A 17,859-nucleotide genomic window follows, 5' to 3' on the forward strand; every position below is an offset into this window, starting at 1 on the left:
AAACGCCCGGTTACATTCCGAACCCGGAAGCTAAGCCTCATAGCGCCGATGGTACTGCAGGGGGGACCCTGTGGGAGAGTAGGACGCCGCCGAACTCCTTTTGATGAAGAGCTGGTCCCTGAACTTCGGTTCAGGGACCAGCTCTTTTTTGTTTTGCGTCACTTGCCGTTCACGTTGCGCAGCCAACATTCGGAGGCATGAGGACTGTGGGGATGTTGCGCGCCGCCGGCATCGGTGCCGGTGACGAGGTGGTCGTGTCCGCGTACGGCGACGCCGAGACCGCCGAAGACGTGGTCCTCGCGGGAGCGGTGCCGGTCTTCGCCGACATAGATCCGGCGTCATACTGCATCGCTCCGGGCGCCGTTGCCGAGGCCGTCGGCCCGCGTACGGCCGCCGTCATCGTCGAGCACCGCTTCGGGAACCAGGCCGACGTACGACGACTGCGTGACGTAGGAGAACGGCACGGGCTGCTGGTGCTGGAGCGGAACGAGTCGGAGGCCGCGAACGACGGGCTCGCCCGGCGGCGCGCGCATGCCGCGTACCTCAGCGGACGGCTCAGCGGGGTCATGACGCCCGAGGGCGGCGCGGACCACACCTATCAGCAGTACGTCGTGCGGGTGCCGGGGAACGGACGGCCCGACCGTGACGCCTTCGCGCGTGCCGTGCGTGCCCGCGGCGTCAACTGCTGGGTGCCGGTGAAGACTCCGGTGCACCGGCTGCCGCGGTTCCGGCGGGACGTGCGCCTGCCGCAGACCGAGCGGGCCGCGGACGAGACACTGGCACTGCCGGTCGACGCCTCGATGTCGCGCAGGGACCTGCAGCGTGTCGTCTCCGCGTGCAACGCCCTCGGCGGCCTCCTGCAGCCCGCCTTCTGAGACGCCCGGACCCGCACCCCTATGACGATGGGTCAAGGGTGTGCTTCTCGAAGAACCGCCACATCATGTCAGTGGCGTTGATGCCGGCCTCCGGGTCGGACATGCTGCCGCCCGCCCCGTCCGGCCACGAGTGGCCCATCCTCGGCAGCCGGTGGACGACCACTTCAGAGCCGTCCCGGCATGTGGCCGCAGTCCTCTTGATGCCGTTCTTGAGCTGCCGCCGGTCGTCCGGCTCGCAGGACAGGCGCCTCTGCCAGGTGTTGATGCCCGCGTCCATTGCGGCGTAGTGCTCGTCCAGGCCGCCGATGAAGGTCATCACCGATACCGGTGTCCTCGGCACGTAGGTCTTCTTCTCCGCGTCCGTGCCCAGATAGCCGCCGCTCACCGGGGCGATGGCCGCGAAGGTGCCGGGGAGTTCCACCGCCAGCCTGTACGCCATGTCGCCGCCGTTGGAGATGCCCGTGGCGTAGACGCGCTCGGGGTCGGCCTTCCAGCTACGGGTCAGCGTCTTGGTGATCGTACGGATGAAGCCGACGTCGTCCTCGGTGCCGCAGCAGATCAAGGCGTTGAAGCCGCCGTTGAGGCCGTCGGGGTAGGCGACGAGGAAGTTCTCCTCGTCGGCCTTGGCGTTCAGGCCGCTGATCTCCGCCATGGCTTCGCCGTCGGCGGGATAGGGATGCAGGGCGATCACGAGGGGGAGTTCGCCGGCGCGGGTGTAGCCGGGCGGGGTGTGGACCCGGTAGACGCGTTTCTCGCCTTTCCAGAGGAGCGTGACCTTCTGGTCGCCGGGGCGGGGTGTGACGGTGGCCGTCGGTTTCTTCGTGGGCCTCGGTCCGTTGTCCGTGGTCTCCTTCGACGAGCCGCAGGCCGCCAGGGGCAGAAGCAGGACCGCTGCCGTGGCGAGAAGGGGCGCGCGGCGCGTGTGGCGTAGGGACGGCATGGGCGCAGGGTGGCAGCGAAGCAGGGGGCGGTCCAGAGGAATGGGCGGTTCGAACGGGCGTGGAATTCAGGTATGATCTATTCCGTTGCCGCGGGGAAAACCCCCGGAGCGCAGCAGGCCCCTATAGCTCAGTCGGTAGAGCGTCTCCATGGTAAGGAGAAGGTCAGCGGTTCGATTCCGCTTGGGGGCTCATCTGGTGAAGGCCCCCGTCCTGTCGGACGGGGGCCTTCAGTGCGTTCAGGGGTGGCGCGGCCGGGGCCGGGGCACCCGGCGGTGCCCCGGTGCGGCGGTCAGTCCTTCTGGAGGCCGGGGACGCGCATCGCGAGGATCGCCATGTCGTCGGACGGGGCGTCGGAGGCGAAGCGCTCCACCGCGCGCATGATGCGGGCCGCCACCGCGCCGGCCGTGAGGCCCGTGCAGGTCGTGAGGACGTCCGCGAGGCCGTCGTCGCCGAGCATGCGGGTGCCCTCGCGGCGCTCGGTGACACCGTCGGTGACGCAGAGCAGGACGTCGCCGGGGTCGAGCGTCATCGTCTGCTCGTACAGTTCGAGGTCCTCCATGACGCCGAGCAGCGGCTGCGGTTCCGCGTACGGCTCGACCGTGCCGTCCTGGCGCAGGCGGAGCGGGAGCGGGTGGCCCGCGCAGACGATCTTCAGGACCGCGGAGCCGTCCTCCTGCGGCCACAACTCGCCGTACAGGAGGGTCAGGAAGCGGCTGCGGGCGCCCTCGTCCAGGATCGCCGCGTTCAGGCGTTCGAGGACGGCGGGGCCGCCGAAGCCCTCGCGGGCGAGCAGGCGCAGCGCGTGCCGGGCCAGGCCCGTGACGGCGGCGGCCTCCGGGCCCGTGCCGCAGACGTCGCCGATCGCGAAGCCGTAGGCCCCGTCGCGGATGGGGAAGAGGTCGTAGAAGTCGCCGCCGACTTCGTTGCCCTCGCCGGCCGCGCGGTAGATGACGTCGACCTCGACGCCGGGCACCTGCGGGAGTCCCGGCGGCAGCAGGCTGCGCTGGAGGGACTGGCTGATGGCGGTGCGCTCGGAGTACAGCCGGGCGTTGTCGAGGGCGAGGGCGGCCCGGCGGGAGAGATCTTCGGCCAATTCCAGGATCTCCTGGCGGAAGTGCTCGTCCGAGGGCTTACCGAGCGTGAGCATGCCGATGACGCGGTTGCGGGCCACCAGCGGCAGGACGACCGTCTCGCCGCCCACCGCGGACGCCGTGGAGAGGGTGGTGCCGATGCCCGAGCCCACGCTCATGGGTTCGCCGAGGCCCAGGCTGCGCATGGAGGTGCGGAGCGCCGCCTGGTGCGCGGCCTCGGAGGGGGCCGCCCAGACGCGGGCGCCGGGCGTGGGGACCGGGTCGGGCGGGGCGATCTTGGACAGGAGGGCCTTGAGGCCGTCGATGCGCTCCTCGTCCTCGTGCAGGACGTACGACAGGTAGGGCTCGGCCGACTGGTCGGCGATGGTGTAGACGGCGCACCAGGTGGCGAGCGTCGGGACCGTCATCTGGGCCATGAGGGCCAGGGTCTGGTCGCGGTCCAGGGTGCCCGCGAGGAGGTCGGACGCCTCGACGAGGAAGGAGAGCGAGCCGCGGCGGAGCCGCTCCAGTTCACCGAGGCGCGCGGACTCCACGGCCAGGGCGATGCGGTCGGCGGCGAACTGGAGGCGCAGCGCCTCCTCGTTCGAGTACCGGTCGGGGGACTCGGCGGCGACGCCGAGGGAGCCGGTGAGGCGGCCCTCGACCTTGAGGGGGACGGTGACGACGGAGCGCATGCCCGTGCCGCTGAGGAGCGGGACGGCTCCGGGGACGACGGTGAGGTCCTCGTGGACGGCCGGCATGCGGGCCGAGCCGTACCGTCCCGGGCCCGCTTCGACGGGGACGCGGGCGAAGCGCTGCGTCGCGGACGGCAGGCCCGTGGAGGCACGGACCTCCAGCTCCGTCTCGTCGTCGGTGGCGAGGAGGAGGAAGGCGGCGTCGCCGTCGAGCATGTCGCGGGCTCGCTCGACGGTGCGCTGGAGCAGGCCGTCGAGGTCGTCGGGGGCGGGTGAGCCGATGAAGACCTCGAAGGGGTCCGTGGCGTTCGGCTCGTTGAGGGTGGCCTGTTCGGGGGCCGCGCCGCGCAGCGGCGTCTGCAGTACGGCGCGCTCGTCGTCCCTGACGAGGAGGCAGACCGTGGACGGTTCGCCGTCGGTGTCGCGGACCCGCAGGTGGGAGGCGTAGACGGGGATCACGCGGCCGTGGGAGCCGCGGATGCCGTAGCTGCCTTCCCAGCGTGAGAGCTGGAGGGCCTCGGCGATGCCGGTGCTGGTGCCGGGGGTGTGGGGCCAGGCCGCGAGGTCGTTCAGGGGTTTGCCGAGGATCTTGGCGGCGGCGTATCCGAAGAGCTCCTCGGCGTCCTCGTTCCAGGCGGAGACCGCGCCGGCGCTGTCGATCTGGATGACGGCGACGCGGACCCTGCCGTCGGCGACGGGGAGGAGGTCGGCGGGGAGGGCGGGGCCCGCGGTGCGGGTGCCCACGCGGCGGTGGGGGAGGTCGAGTTGGAACCAGACCTGCTTGTGCGTGGGGGTGTACTCGACGCCCCAGCGGGTGGCGAGCGCGGCGCAGAGCTGGAGGCCGCGGCCGCCCTCGCGGTCGGGGCTGCCCATGCTCAGCGAGGACTGCTGGAGCGGGATCTCGCGCTCCGGGTAGCGGTCGGAGACCTCGATGCGCGCGGCGTCCTCGGTGCGCAGGCACAGGACGTCGGCCGCGGTGCCCGCGTGGACGACGGCGTTGGTGACCAGTTCGCTGGTGAGGACGACGGCGTCGTCGACGATGTCGGTGAAGCCCCAGCCTTGCAGGGTGTCGCGGACGAAGGAGCGCGCCGTCGCGACGGAACGCCCGACGGGGTCGAAAGTCGCAGCCGCACGCGCGGTGATCACAGCACTCCTCGTACGAGTATCGACGCCCAGTTCTCCCGAACTCATGGTGCGGCCGCCCCTCCGATGCCCGCTTGTTCGTGTACCACCGCCCAGGCCGGGCAGGACCGGGGTGGTTGGACAGCCGGATGCAAGGTTACTTACCTTCGCCGTCCATGCTGATGCCGGTCGTCAGTGTTTCCGCCCGGAGGGTGTGCGGACGGTGTGCGAAGCTGCCGAACTGTTATGGCCTGGTTCGGCCATGGTGAAACACTGGGCAGGCTTCATGAAGGCAGCCCGAGCAGCTCAAGCAGTAGGTCGACCCTTGCGGGAGGGACACAGTGGAGTCTGGCGCAGCGACGCGGGGCACTGACACGCGCGCGAAAGACGGACAGTCCCTGAACAAACAGCGCAAACCGCGCAAGGGGGCACAGGCTTCCGTGGACGCGGCGGCCCTGAACAGGCTGCTCGCGGCTCTGGTGGCGATGCGGGACGGCAACTTCCGCAAGCGGCTCACGGTCTCGGGCGACGACGTCATGTCGGAGATCGCCGCGGTCTTCAACGAGGTGGCCGACCGGAATCTGCACCTGACGGGGGAGATCTCGCGGGTGCGGCGCATGGTCGGGCGTGAGGGAAAACTCACGGAACGGCTGGAGAGCGGAGCGAGCGAGGGCTCGTGGGCGACCGCCATCGACGCGTCGAACGCCCTGGTCGACGATCTCGTACGCCCTGTCTCCGAGGTCGGCCGCGTCCTGTCCGCGGTGGCGGACGGCGACCTGGAGCAGCGCATGGAGCTGCGGGCGCAGGGCAACGACGGGAACGGGCATCCGCTGCGGGGTGAGTTCCTGAAGGTCGGGCGTACGGTGAACAACCTCGTCGACCAGCTCTCCACCTTCACCGACGAGGTCACGCGCGTGGCCAGTGAGGTCGGTACGGAGGGCAAGCTCGGCGGGCAGGCCAGGGTGCGTGGCATGTCCGGTTCGTGGAAGGACCTCACGGACTCCGTCAACACGATGGCGTACCGCCTCACCGCACAGGTGCGCGACATCGCGCTCGTGACGACGGCCGTGGCGAAGGGCGACCTGTCGCGGAAGGTCACGGTCCACGTCGCGGGCGAGATGCTCGAACTGAAGAACACCGTCAACACGATGGTGGACCAGCTCTCCTCCTTCTCGTCCGAGGTGACGCGCGTGGCCCGCGAGGTGGGCACGGAGGGCGAGCTCGGCGGCCAGGCGCAGGTGCCGGGTGTGGCGGGCGTGTGGAAGGACCTCACCGATTCGGTGAACCTCATGGCCGGCAATCTCACCGCCCAGGTGCGCGGTATCGCGCAGGTCACGACGGCGGTCGCGAACGGCGACCTGTCGCAGAAGGTGACGGTCTCCGCGCGTGGAGAGGTCGCCCAGCTCGCCGAGACGATCAATCAGATGACCGAGACGCTGCGGACCTTCGCGGACGAGGTCACGCGCGTGGCCAACGAGGTCGGCGCGGAGGGGCAGCTCGGCGGCCAGGCGAACGTGCCGGGCGCGGCGGGCACCTGGAAGGACCTCACCGACTCCGTCAACACGGTCTTCCGCAACCTCACCACGCAGGTCCGTGACATCGCGCAGGTGACGACGGCGGTGGCGAACGGCGACCTGTCGCAGAAGGTCACCGTCGACGTCGCTGGCGAGATGCTCGAACTGAAGAACACCGTGAACACGATGGTGGACCAGCTGTCCGCCTTCGGCTCCGAAGTGACGCGCGTCGCGCGGGAGATCGGCGTCGAGGGCGAGCTCGGCGGCCAGGCGCAGGTGCAGGGCGCGGCCGGTACGTGGAAGGACCTCACCGACTCGGTGAACACCGCCTTCCGGAACCTCACGGGCCAGGTCCGCAACATCGCGCAGGTGACGACCGCGGTGGCCAACGGCGACCTGTCGCAGAAGGTCACCGTCGACGTCTCCGGCGAGATGCTCCAGCTGAAGAACACCGTGAACACGATGGTGGACCAGCTCTCGTCCTTCGCCGACCAGGTCACGCGGATGGCGCGGGACGTGGGCACCGAGGGCCGGCTCGGCGGCCAGGCGCGCGTGGACGGCGTCAGCGGCACCTGGAAGGACCTCACCGACTCCGTCAACTTCATGGCGGGGAACCTGACGTCCCAGGTGCGGCAGATCGCCCAGGTGACCACGGCGGTGGCGCGCGGCGACCTGTCCCAGAAGATCGAGGTCGACGCCCGGGGCGAGATCCTGGAGCTGAAGAACACCATCAACACGATGGTCGACCAGCTGTCCGCCTTCGCCGACCAGGTGACGCGGGTGGCCCGCGAGGTGGGCACGGAGGGCCGCCTCGGCGGTCAGGCGCAGGTGCCGGGCGTGGCGGGCGTCTGGCGCGACCTGACGGACTCCGTGAACGGCATGGCGGGCAACCTCACCGCCCAGGTCCGCAACATCGCGCAGGTCGCGACGGCGGTGGCGCGCGGCGACCTGTCCCAGAAGATCGACGTGGACGCCCGCGGCGAGATCCTGGAGCTGAAGAACACCCTGAACACGATGGTGGACCAGCTGTCCGCCTTCGCCGAGCAGGTCACGCGGGTCTCCCGCGAGGTGGGCACGGACGGCATCCTCGGCGGCCAGGCCGAGGTGCAGGGCGTCTCGGGCACCTGGAAGGACCTCACGCAGTCCGTCAACGGCATGGCGAACAACCTCACCCTCCAGGTGCGGAACATCGCCGAGGTCACGACGGCCGTCGCCATGGGCGACCTCTCCAAGAAGATCACGGTCGACGCCAAGGGCGAGATCCTCGAACTCGTGACGACCGTGAACACGATGGTCGACCAGCTCTCGAACTTCGCCGAGCAGGTGAACCGCGTGGCCCGCGAGGTGGGCACCGAAGGCATCCTGGGCGGTCAGGCCAGGGTGCCGGGCGTGACGGGCACCTGGAAGGACCTCAGTGACAACGTCAACCTGATGGCGAACAACCTGACCGGCCAGGTGCGCAACATCTCCCAGGTCTCGGCGGCGGTCGCCAACGGCGACCTCACCAAGAAGGTCACCGTCGAGGCGCGCGGCGAGGTCGCGCAGCTCGCCGACACCGTCAACACCATGGTGACGACCCTGAGCTCGTTCGCGGACGAGGTCACGCGCGTGGCCCGCGAGGTGGGCACGGACGGCATCCTCGGCGGCCAGGCGCGCGTCCCGGGTGTCTCGGGTACGTGGAAGGACCTGACGGAGTCCGTCAACGGCATGGCCTCCAACCTCACCGGACAGGTCCGCAACATCGCGATGGTCACCACCGCGATCGCCAAGGGTGATCTGACCAAGAAGATCGACATCGACGCCCGCGGCGAGATCCTGGAGCTCAAGACCACCATCAACACGATGGTCGACCAGCTCTCGTCCTTCGCCGAGCAGGTCACCAGGGTCGCCCGCGAGGTGGGCACCGAGGGCCAGCTCGGCGGGCAGGCACGCGTGCGTGACGTCGACGGCACATGGCGCGACCTCACCGAGTCGGTGAACGAGATGGCCGGGAACCTCACGCGTCAGGTGCGGGCCATCGCCAAGGTTGCCACCGCGGTGACCCGCGGCGACCTCAACCTGAAGATCGAGGTCGACGCGGCGGGCGAGATCCAGGTCCTCCAGGACAACATCAACACCATGATCGCGAACCTGCGCGACACCACTCTCGCCAACAAGGAGCAGGACTGGCTCAAGGGCAACCTGGCGCGGATCTCCGGTCTGATGCAGGGCCGCCGCGACCTGGAGGACGTCGCCTCGCTGATCATGAGCGAGCTGACGCCCGTGGTCTCCGCGCAGCACGGCGCGTTCTTCCTGGCGATGCCCACGGACGACGCCAAGGACCTCGGGGCCGACCAGGAGGACGCGTACGAGCTGCGCATGCTGGGCAGCTACGGCTACTCCATGGGGTCCATGCCGACGTCGTTCCGGCCCGGCGAGACCCTGATCGGCACGGCCGCGAAGGAACGGCGCACGATCCTCGTGGAGAACGCGCCCTCAGGGTACCTGCGGATCGCCTCCGGCCTCGGCGAGGCGCCGCCCGCCCAGGTCATCGTGTTGCCCGTGCTCTTCGAAGGAACGGTTCTCGGTGTGATCGAGCTGGCCGCGTTCCAGCCCTTCACGCAGATCCAGAAGGACTTCCTCAGCCAGATCGCCGAGATGATCGCGACGAGCGTCAACACCATCAGCGTCAACACCAAGACCGAGGTGCTGCTCAAGCAGTCGCAGGAGCTGACGGAACAACTGCGCGAGAGGTCGGCGGAGTTGGAGAGCCGGCAGAAGGCGCTCCAGGACTCCAACGCGGAACTGGAGGAGAAGGCCGAACTCCTCGCCCGGCAGAACCGCGACATCGAGGTCAAGAACACCGAGATCGAAGAGGCGCGGCAGGTCCTGGAGGAGCGCGCCGAGCAGCTCGCGGTCTCGATGCGCTACAAGTCCGAGTTCCTCGCGAACATGTCGCACGAGCTGCGCACGCCGCTCAACTCCCTGCTGATCCTCGCCAAGTTGCTCGCCGACAACGCGGACTCGAACCTGACCCCCAAGCAGGTGGAGTTCGCCGAGACCATCCATGGGGCGGGTTCGGACCTGCTGCAGCTCATCAACGACATCCTCGACCTGTCGAAGGTCGAGGCGGGCAAGATGGACGTCTCCCCGACGCGCATCGCCCTGGTCCAGCTCGTCGACTACGTAGAGGCCACTTTCCGGCCGCTGACCGCGGAGAAGGGGCTCGACTTCTCCGTACGGGTGTCCCCGGAGCTGTCGGCGACCCTGCACACCGACGAGCAGCGGCTGCTCCAGGTGCTGCGCAACCTCCTGTCCAACGCGGTGAAGTTCACCGACTCCGGAGGCGTCGAACTGGTCATCAGGCACGCCAACCGCGACGTGCCCGACGCGATCAGGGAGCAGCTCCTGGAGGCGGGCTCGCTGCGGGACGCGGGGGCCGACCTGATCGCCTTCTCGGTGACGGACACCGGCATCGGCATCGCGGCCAGCAAGATGCGCGTGATCTTCGAGGCGTTCAAGCAGGCCGACGGCACGACGAGCCGGAAGTACGGCGGCACGGGGCTCGGCCTCTCCATCAGCCGGGAGATCGCGCGGCTGCTCGGCGGTGAGATCTACGCACAGAGCGAACCGGGCCGCGGCTCGACCTTCACGCTGTATTTGCCCCTGCACCCCAGCGAACTGCCTCCGCAGGGCTACGCCCAGCTGGCTCCCGCGCCCACCACGTCGGAGCTCCCCGCCCTGGAGGAGGGCGCCGGGGCCGAGGCGACCGCCCAGGCCGAGGGGGTCGGGCCGCGGCGCGAGGCGCCCGCACCGCCCGCTTCGCTCTTCCGGCGGCGCAGGCGGCCCGCGCCGGCCGTGGAGCAGCAGCCGGCGGTGCCGGGCCGGACCGGGGGCGCCGCGCCGGAGCAGCGGTCGCAGGAGCCGTGGCCCGCGGTGGCCCAGGAGACGGCCGCGGGACGGCCCGGTTTCCACTTCGGCGGCGAGAAGGTGCTGATCGTCGACGACGACATCCGCAACGTCTTCGCGCTCACCAGCGTCCTGGAGCAGCACGGCCTGTCGGTGCTGTACGCGGAGAACGGCCGCGAGGGCATCGAGGTGCTCGAACAGCACGACGACGTCACGGTCGTCCTGATGGACATCATGATGCCGGAGATGGACGGGTACGCGACGACGACGGCGATCCGCAGGATGCCGCAGTTCGCCGGGCTCCCGATCATCGCGCTCACCGCGAAGGCGATGAAGGGCGACCGGGAGAAGGCGATCGACTCCGGCGCGTCCGACTACGTCACGAAGCCGGTCGATCCCGATCACCTGTTGTCGGTGATGGAACAGTGGATGCACGGGCAATGACCGAGAACCGGCTTCGTCACACGGAGTTGCTGACAGAGTGTGGCCGAGGTCGTGTAGAACGGCGGTATTCGGGGAACCTTCTGGTCTCCCACCGCGTTTCTGCTACGTACACAGTGACATCGCGGTGACAGGGTGTGGCGACAGGCGGGGTGCGGCTACGATGACCGGCACAAGGACGGGCGACGCAAGGGAGTCGTCCTCTGGGGCGGCACCCGGTGTTTCGCCGGGGCGAGGAGGGCGGGCCATGGTGCAGAAGGCCAAGATCCTCCTGGTCGATGACCGGCCGGAGAATCTGCTGGCGCTGGAGGCCATCCTCTCTGCGCTCGATCAGACACTGGTGCGGGCATCGTCCGGGGAGGAAGCGCTCAAAGCACTGCTGACGGATGACTTCGCCGTCATCCTGCTGGACGTGCAGATGCCAGGAATGGACGGTTTCGAAACCGCGGCGCACATCAAGCGGCGGGAGCGGACCCGGGACATCCCGATCATCTTCCTCACCGCCATCAACCACGGACCGCACCACACCTTCCGCGGGTACGCGGCGGGTGCGGTGGACTACATCTCCAAGCCGTTCGACCCGTGGGTGCTGCGCGCGAAGGTCTCGGTCTTCGTCGAGCTGTACATGAAGAACTGTCAACTGCGCGAGCAGGCGGCGCTGCTGCGCCTCCAGCTCGAAGGCGGCGGCAAGCCCGCGGGCGACGCGAAGGAGCCGGCCGGGCTGCTCGCCGAGCTGTCGGCGCGGCTCGCGGCCGTCGAGGAGCAGGCCGAGGCGCTCTCCAAGCAGCTCGACGACGATTCGGCCGACGCGGCGGCGGTGGCCACCGCGGCCCATCTCGAACGCAAACTGACCGGCCTGCGCCGCGCCCTCGACGCCCTGGAGCCGGGCACCGGCAGCGGCGCCCCCTCGGTCCCCTCGCAGAACTGAGGCGGCACGTCGCCCCTCGGGCGCGGTGAGCTCCCGTCAGTTCCGCGCCATCGCAGGGCGACACGGACGGGTGAAGCAGTGGGCACACGTGTCCGCAGAGGTCGACAAAGGTAACCTCACCCCCATGGCCTCACGTCAGCCCGCAGCCAAGAAGACGCCCGCGAAGAAGGCGGCCGCGCCGACGAAGGCTTTGGCGAAGAGGCCCGCCGCCAAACCGCCGGCCAAGAAGGCGCCCGCGAAGAAGGCACCGGCGAAGAAAGCCGTCGCGAAGAAGCCCGCGCCCAAGCCGGCGCCCGGCCCCACGAACGGCGTGTACCGCATGGTGCGCGCCATCTGGCTCGGCATCGCGCACGCGGTCGGGGCGATGTTCCGCGGCATAGGGCGCGGCGCGAAGGGGCTCGACCCCGCCCACCGCAAGGACGGCCTCGCGCTGCTGCTGCTCGGCATCGCGCTGATCGTCGCCGCGGGCACCTGGTCGAATCTGCGGGGCCCGGTCGGTGACCTCGTGGAGATCCTGGTGACCGGCGCCTTCGGCCGCCTCGACCTGCTCGTGCCGCTGCTGGTCGGCGCCATCGCCGTACGGCTCATCCGCCACCCGGAGAAGCCCGAGGCCAACGGCCGCATCGTGATCGGCCTCTCCGCCCTGGTCATCGGCGTCCTCGGCCAGGTCCACATCGCGTGCGGCTCGCCGGCCCGCAGCTCCGGCATGCAGGCGATAAGGGACGCGGGCGGCCTCATCGGCTGGGGCTCCGCCACGCCCCTGATCTTCACCATGGGCGAGATCCTCGCGGTGCCGCTCCTGGTGCTCCTGACCGTCTTCGGCCTGCTCGTCGTCACGGCGACCCCGGTCAACGCCATCCCGCAGCGGCTGCGGGCCCTCGGCGTGCGGCTCGGCGTGATCCAGCCGGAGCCCGAGTTCGATGCGTACGGCGACGACGACGAGCGCTACGAGGAGCAGTGGCGCGAGGCGCTCCCCGCGCGCTCCGTACGGCGCCGCGCCCCGGCGCACGACTCGTACGCCCCCGAGCAGGCCGAGGACGAGGCGCTCACCAAGAAGCGCCGCAGGCCGCGCAGGGCCCCCGTACAGCCCGACATGAACCGGCCGATGGACGCCGTGGACGTGGCCGCCGCCGCGGCCGCCTCGCTGGACGGTGCCGTGCTGCACGGGATGCCGCCCTCGCCGCTGGTCGCGGACCTCACGCAGGGCGTCTCCGGGGAGCGCGAGGACCGGGGGGACGAGCACGCGGGGTCCGGCGAACCGGAGCGCACGGCGCCCGTGCCGAGCGCGCGTGCGACGCAGGCCCCGGCGCGCGACGCGGACGCCCCGGTGCCCGGCAAGCTGAAGAAGAAGCCGCAGGACGCGCCGGAGGCGACCGGGGGCGCCGTCCCCGACCTGACCAAGTCCGCGCCGGAGACCCCCCGCGAGCTCCCGCCGCGCGCCGAGCAGCTCCAGCTCGCCGGGGACATCACGTACGCGCTGCCCTCGCTCGACCTGCTGGAGCGCGGCGGTCCCGGCAAGTCCCGCAGCGCCGCCAACGACGCCGTCGTCGCCTCGCTGTCGAACGTCTTCACGGAATTCAAGGTCGACGCGCGCGTCACCGGCTTCACCCGGGGACCGACGGTCACGCGCTACGAGATCGAGCTCGGCCCCGCCGTGAAGGTCGAGAAGATCACGGCGCTCGCCAAGAACATCGCGTACGCCGTCGCCTCCCCCGACGTGCGGATCATCTCGCCCATCCCCGGCAAGTCCGCCGTCGGCATCGAGATCCCGAACTCCGACCGCGAGATGGTCAACGTGGGCGACGTCCTGCGCCTCGCCGACGCGGCCGAGGACGACCACCCCATGCTGGTCGCGCTCGGCAAGGACGTCGAGGGCGGCTTCGTCATGGCGAACATGGCGAAGATGCCGCACATCCTGGTCGCCGGCGCCACCGGCTCCGGCAAGTCCTCGTGCATCAACTGCCTCATCACCTCGATCATGATGCGGGCGACCCCCGAGGACGTACGGATGGTCCTGGTCGACCCCAAGCGCGTCGAGCTCACCGCGTACGAGGGCATCCCGCACCTGATCACGCCCATCATCACCAACCCGAAGAAGGCCGCGGAGGCGCTCCAGTGGGTCGTGCGCGAGATGGACCTGCGCTACGACGACCTCGCGGCCTTCGGCTACCGCCACATCGACGACTTCAACCAGGCGGTGCGCGAGGGCAAGCTCAAGACGCCGGAGGGCAGCGAGCGCGAGCTGCAGGCGTACCCGTATCTGCTGGTGATCGTCGACGAGCTCGCCGACCTCATGATGGTCGCCCCGCGCGACGTCGAGGACTCCATCGTCCGCATCACCCAGCTCGCGCGCGCGGCCGGCATCCACCTGGTGCTCGCCACGCAGCGGCCCTCGGTCGACGTCGTGACCGGTCTGATCAAGGCCAACGTGCCCTCGCGCCTCGCCTTCGCGACCTCCTCGCTCGCCGACAGCCGGGTCATCCTCGACCAGCCGGGCGCGGAGAAGCTGATCGGGAAGGGCGACGGCCTCTTCCTGCCGATGGGGGCGAACAAGCCCACCCGTATGCAGGGCGCCTTCGTCACCGAGGACGAGATCCACGCGGTGGTGCAGCACTGCAAGGACCAGATGGCGCCCGTCTTCCGCGACGACGTCACCGTCGGCACCAAGCAGAAGAAGGAGATCGACGAGGACATCGGCGACGACCTCGACCTGCTCTGCCAGGCCGCCGAGCTGGTGGTCTCCACGCAGTTCGGGTCGACGTCGATGCTCCAGCGCAAGCTGCGCGTCGGATTCGCCAAGGCCGGGCGGCTGATGGACCTCATGGAGTCGCGCAGCATCGTGGGTCCGAGCGAGGGCTCCAAGGCGCGTGACGTCCTCGTGAAACCGGACGAACTGGACGGCGTGCTCGCAGTGATCCGCGGGGAGGCTCACCCGTAAGGGTGTGGCGGGCAACCGTTTCCCTTCGACACACGTCAAGTCGAGGGAGAGAAGAGCAGGATGTCGCACCATCGGTATGTCAGGCCATTCCGATGGCGTACAAAGTCCGTCCGTCCGGTTGCCCCACCCTTTCCCGGCCCCCGTAAACTGAACCTCCGGCAGGTGGCTACACGCTCGAAAGGCGCCCCCGTGTCCATCGGCAACTCCCCTGAAGACGCCCGACCTTCAGACGACGACCGCCTCGACCGCCCCGACCGCCGGGCCGACGAGCCCTCCATCGGCCACGTCCTGCGCCAGGCCCGCGTCAAGGCCGGGCTGACCGTCGACGCGGTCAGCGCGTCCACCCGGGTGCGCGTCCCGATCGTGCAAGCGATCGAACAGGACGACTTCTCCCGATGCGGCGGCGACGTGTACGCCCGCGGCCACATCAAGTCGCTCGCGCGCGCCGTCGGACTCGACCCCGCCCCGCTGATCGCCCGGTACGACGCCGGGCACGGCGGCCACCCGCCCGCGCCCACGCCGGCGGCGCCCCTCTTCGAGGCCGAGCGCATCCGCTCCGAGCCGCGCAGGCCGAACTGGACCGCGGCCATGGTCGCCGCGATCGTCGCGGTGGTCGGCTTCGTCGGCTTCACCGCGTTCAACGGCGGCGACGACGGGGGCGGCGGCACGCGGTCGATGGCCGAGGGCGCCGCGCCCGCCACGAGCAAGGCCGCCGAGAAGCCCAAGCCGAACAAGCCCGCCGACCCCAAGCCCGACCCCTCGGACAGCGCCATCGCCGGCGTCCCCCGCGACAAGGTCACGGTCAAGGCAACCGCCACGGACGGCCGGAGCTGGATCTCCGCCAAGGACCACAACGGCCGCACCCTCTTCGACGGCGTACTGGAACAGGGCCAGGCCAAGACGTTCCAGGACAAGCAGAGGATCGACCTCATCCTGGGCGACGCGGGCGCGATCGAGCTGTACGTGAACGGCAAGAAGGTCGACAACGAATTCGAGCCCGGCCAGGTGGAGCGCCTCACGTACACGAAGGGCGACCCCGAGGTCGGCTGACCGGCCCCTTCGCGGGCGGTGACCTGGGATGTCGTACGGAGCGCGGTGACGGCCCGGTGAAGTGGCGCCGACCGGGGGCCGACCGCCCGGTAACCCTGGGGGCGGGTGCCGAGGCGGGGACGAAGTAGTCTTGAAGGCATGCCCGAACGCCGCACCGTCGCCCTTGTCACTCTTGGCTGCGCCCGTAACGAGGTGGACTCGGAGGAGCTCGCAGGCCGCTTGGAGGCGGACGGCTGGCAGCTCGTCGAGGACGCCGAGGACGCGGATGTCGCCGTCGTCAACACCTGCGGCTTCGTCGAAGCCGCCAAGAAGGACTCCGTAGACGCCCTGCTCGAAGCCAATGACCTCAAGGGGCACGGCAAGACCCAGGCCGTCGTCGCCGTCGGCTGCATGGCCGAGCGGTACGGCAAGGAGCTCGCCGACGCGCTGCCCGAGGCCGACGGCGTGCTCGGCTTCGACGACTACTCCGACATCTCCAACCGCCTCCAGACCATCCTGAGCGGCGGCAGTGTCGAGGCCCACACCCCGCGTGACCGGCGCAAGCTCCTGCCGATCAGCCCTGCCGAGCGCCAGCTCGCCAAGGCCGACGTCGCGCTTCCCGGCCACGCGGACGCCGCGACGCCGGGCGACCTGCCCGAGGGCGTCGCGCCCGCCTCGGGGCCGCGCGCGCCCCTGCGCCGCAGGCTCGGCGGTGCCCAGCCCGTCGCCTCCGTGAAGCTGGCCTCCGGCTGCGACCGGCGCTGCTCCTTCTGCGCCATCCCGTCCTTCCGCGGTTCCTTCATCTCGCGGCGGCCCTCCGACGTCCTCGGCGAGACGCGCTGGCTCGCCGAGCAGGGCGTCAAGGAGGTCATGCTCGTCTCCGAGAACAACACCTCGTACGGCAAGGACCTCGGCGACATCCGGCTCCTGGAGACGCTGCTGCCCGAGCTGGCGGCCGTCGACGGCATCGAGCGGGTCCGCGTCAGCTACCTCCAGCCCGCCGAGATGCGGCCCGGCCTCATCGACGTGCTCACCTCCACGGAGAAGGTCGCGCCCTACTTCGACCTCTCCTTCCAGCACTCCGCGCCCGGCGTGCTGCGCGCCATGCGGCGCTTCGGGGACACCGACCGCTTCCTGGAGCTCCTGGAGACGATCCGCGCCAAGGCGCCGCAGGCCGGCGTCCGGTCCAACTTCATCGTCGGCTTCCCCGGCGAGAGCGAGGGCGACCTCGCCGAGCTGGAGCGTTTCCTCACCGGTGCGCGGCTGGACGCCATCGGCGTCTTCGGGTACTCCGACGAGGAGGGCACCGAAGCGGCCACGTACACCGAGAAGCTGCCCCAGGACGTCGTCGACGAGCGGCTCGCACGCATCGCGCGGCTGGCCGAGGACCTCACCTCGCAGCGCGCGGAGGAGCGCCTCGGGGAGACCGTGGAGGTCCTGGTCGAATCCCTCGACGAGGAGGAGGGGCCGCTCGGCCGCGCCGCGCACCAGGCCCCGGAGACGGACGGCCAGATCCGGCTGACCGGCGCCGCCGCCGACGGCGGGGCGGGCCTGGAGGTCGGCCGTATGGTCGTGGCGAAGGTCGTCGGCACGGAGGGCGTGGATTTGGTGGCCGAGTGTCTCGGGGAGGCCGGCAGATGACCCGAGTCCCGGCATCCGCGTCAGGCGGCTCCGGCGCCCGGGGCGCCGCGGGCGCCACGCCGGTGCGGGGCGGGAAGCTGGGCGCCGCGGCCGTCAACCAGGCCAGCCTCTGGAACGTGGCCAACCTCCTGACCATGGTCAGGCTGCTGCTCGTGCCCGGCTTCGTGATGCTGCTCCTCGGCAACGGCGGGTACGACCCGGCCTGGCGGTCGTTCGCCTGGGCGGCCTTTGCCGTCGCCATGATCACCGATCTCTTCGACGGACATCTGGCACGCACGTACAACCTGGTCACGGACTTCGGGAAGATCGCCGACCCGATCGCCGACAAGGCGATCATGGGCGCCGCGCTGATCTGCCTGTCCTGGCTCGGCGACCTGCCCTGGTGGGTCACCGGGGTGATCCTCGGCCGCGAGCTGGGCATCACACTGCTGCGCTTCTGGGTGATCCGCTACGGAGTGATCCCGGCCAGCCGCGGCGGCAAGATGAAGACGCTGGCGCAGGGCACGGCCGTCGGGATGTACGTCCTGGCGCTGACCGGTCCGCTCGCGAGCCTGCGGTTCTGGGTCATGGGCGTCGCGGTGGCGCTGACCGTCGTGACCGGCCTCGACTACGTGAAGCAGGCGGTCGTGCTGCGCAGGCAGGGCAAGGCCCAGGAGCGCCTTGCGGCGTCGACGGCGGAGCCCGGCCGGGAGGCCGCGAAGTGACGTCGGGCACCCCTCGGGCCACGGGCACCTCTCCGACCACGGGCATCGCGGATGCGGCGGACCTCGCGGGTGA

9 protein-coding genes, 1 tRNA gene and 1 rRNA gene are annotated in these 17,859 nt (G+C 70.4%); 9 read left to right on the forward strand and 2 right to left on the reverse strand.

Translation table 11 applies throughout. From position 1 onward, the window contains the following. Positions 1-95: ribosomal RNA gene (gene rrf / locus AB0I16_RS01780) — 5S ribosomal RNA — on the forward strand; the annotation flags it as partial. Between the two features lie 117 nt (positions 96-212). Further along, the gene (locus AB0I16_RS01785; RefSeq protein ID WP_363247551.1) at positions 213-875 is read left to right on the forward strand and encodes a DegT/DnrJ/EryC1/StrS family aminotransferase; all 663 of its coding nucleotides are present in this window, start codon (positions 213-215) and stop codon (positions 873-875) included. A gap of 19 nt (positions 876-894) precedes the next feature. Here the strand turns inward: AB0I16_RS01785 and AB0I16_RS01790 are convergent, their stop codons facing one another. Next, entirely contained in the window at positions 895-1,815 is a 921-nt protein-coding gene (locus AB0I16_RS01790; RefSeq protein WP_363247317.1) for a PHB depolymerase family esterase, read from the reverse strand. Between the two features lie 117 nt (positions 1,816-1,932). On the opposite strand from AB0I16_RS01790, the gene AB0I16_RS01795 reads away from it, so the two are divergent. Then, positions 1,933-2,005 (forward strand) — tRNA-Thr (locus AB0I16_RS01795). A 100-nt stretch (positions 2,006-2,105) separates the two neighbouring features. Here AB0I16_RS01795 and AB0I16_RS01800 read toward each other — a convergent pair. Beyond that, entirely contained in the window at positions 2,106-4,772 is a 2,667-nt protein-coding gene (locus tag AB0I16_RS01800) for a SpoIIE family protein phosphatase (protein ID WP_363247318.1), read from the reverse strand. A 272-nt stretch (positions 4,773-5,044) separates the two neighbouring features. Between AB0I16_RS01800 and AB0I16_RS01805 the strand changes: the two genes are divergently transcribed. The 6 genes from AB0I16_RS01805 to pgsA all read left to right on the forward strand — a co-directional run bounded on the left by AB0I16_RS01805 (position 5,045) and on the right by pgsA (position 17,786). Further along, on the forward strand, positions 5,045-10,549 hold the full coding sequence (locus AB0I16_RS01805) for a HAMP domain-containing protein (RefSeq protein ID WP_363247319.1): 5,505 nt from the start codon (positions 5,045-5,047) through the stop codon (positions 10,547-10,549). 244 nt (positions 10,550-10,793) lie between these two features. Then, positions 10,794-11,474: a response regulator gene (locus AB0I16_RS01810; RefSeq protein WP_363247320.1), complete on the forward strand. Its 681-nt coding sequence runs from the start codon at positions 10,794-10,796 to the stop codon at positions 11,472-11,474. Positions 11,475-11,598: 124 nt separating this feature from the next. Further along, on the forward strand, positions 11,599-14,412 hold the full coding sequence (locus AB0I16_RS01815; protein ID WP_363247321.1) for a DNA translocase FtsK: 2,814 nt from the start codon (positions 11,599-11,601) through the stop codon (positions 14,410-14,412). A gap of 189 nt (positions 14,413-14,601) precedes the next feature. Continuing rightward, positions 14,602-15,462: a helix-turn-helix domain-containing protein gene (locus AB0I16_RS01820; protein ID WP_363247322.1), complete on the forward strand. Its 861-nt coding sequence runs from the start codon at positions 14,602-14,604 to the stop codon at positions 15,460-15,462. A 138-nt stretch (positions 15,463-15,600) separates the two neighbouring features. Next, positions 15,601-17,082, forward strand: coding sequence for a 30S ribosomal protein S12 methylthiotransferase RimO (rimO, locus tag AB0I16_RS01825; protein ID WP_363247323.1), 1,482 nt, complete (start codon positions 15,601-15,603; stop codon positions 17,080-17,082). Beyond that, positions 17,079-17,786 carry a CDP-diacylglycerol--glycerol-3-phosphate 3-phosphatidyltransferase gene (gene pgsA, locus AB0I16_RS01830; RefSeq protein WP_363247324.1) on the forward strand — a complete coding sequence of 236 codons (708 nt, stop codon included), beginning with the start codon at positions 17,079-17,081 and terminating at the stop codon, positions 17,784-17,786. The genes rimO and pgsA overlap by 4 nt, the downstream gene beginning before the upstream one ends. Positions 17,787-17,859: the final 73 nt, after the last annotated feature.

Origin of the sequence: Streptomyces sp. NPDC050703 (genome assembly GCF_040654435.1) — a bacterium.
GTDB lineage: Bacteria > Actinomycetota > Actinomycetes > Streptomycetales > Streptomycetaceae > Streptomyces.

Bases quoted from the DNA above. Each gene is read 5' to 3' on its own strand.
- AB0I16_RS01800 (WP_363247318.1), bottom strand. From the start codon at position 4,772: ATGAGTTCGGGAGAACTGGGCGTCGATACTCGTACGAGGAGTGCTGTG.
- AB0I16_RS01790 (WP_363247317.1), bottom strand. From the start codon at position 1,815: ATGCCGTCCCTACGCCACACGCGCCGCGCGCCCCTTCTCGCCACGGCA.
- pgsA (WP_363247324.1), top strand. From the start codon at position 17,079: ATGACCCGAGTCCCGGCATCCGCGTCAGGCGGCTCCGGCGCCCGGGGC.
- rimO (WP_363247323.1), top strand. From the start codon at position 15,601: ATGCCCGAACGCCGCACCGTCGCCCTTGTCACTCTTGGCTGCGCCCGT.
- AB0I16_RS01815 (WP_363247321.1), top strand. From the start codon at position 11,599: ATGGCCTCACGTCAGCCCGCAGCCAAGAAGACGCCCGCGAAGAAGGCG.
- AB0I16_RS01785 (WP_363247551.1), top strand. From the start codon at position 213: ATGTTGCGCGCCGCCGGCATCGGTGCCGGTGACGAGGTGGTCGTGTCC.
- AB0I16_RS01810 (WP_363247320.1), top strand. From the start codon at position 10,794: ATGGTGCAGAAGGCCAAGATCCTCCTGGTCGATGACCGGCCGGAGAAT.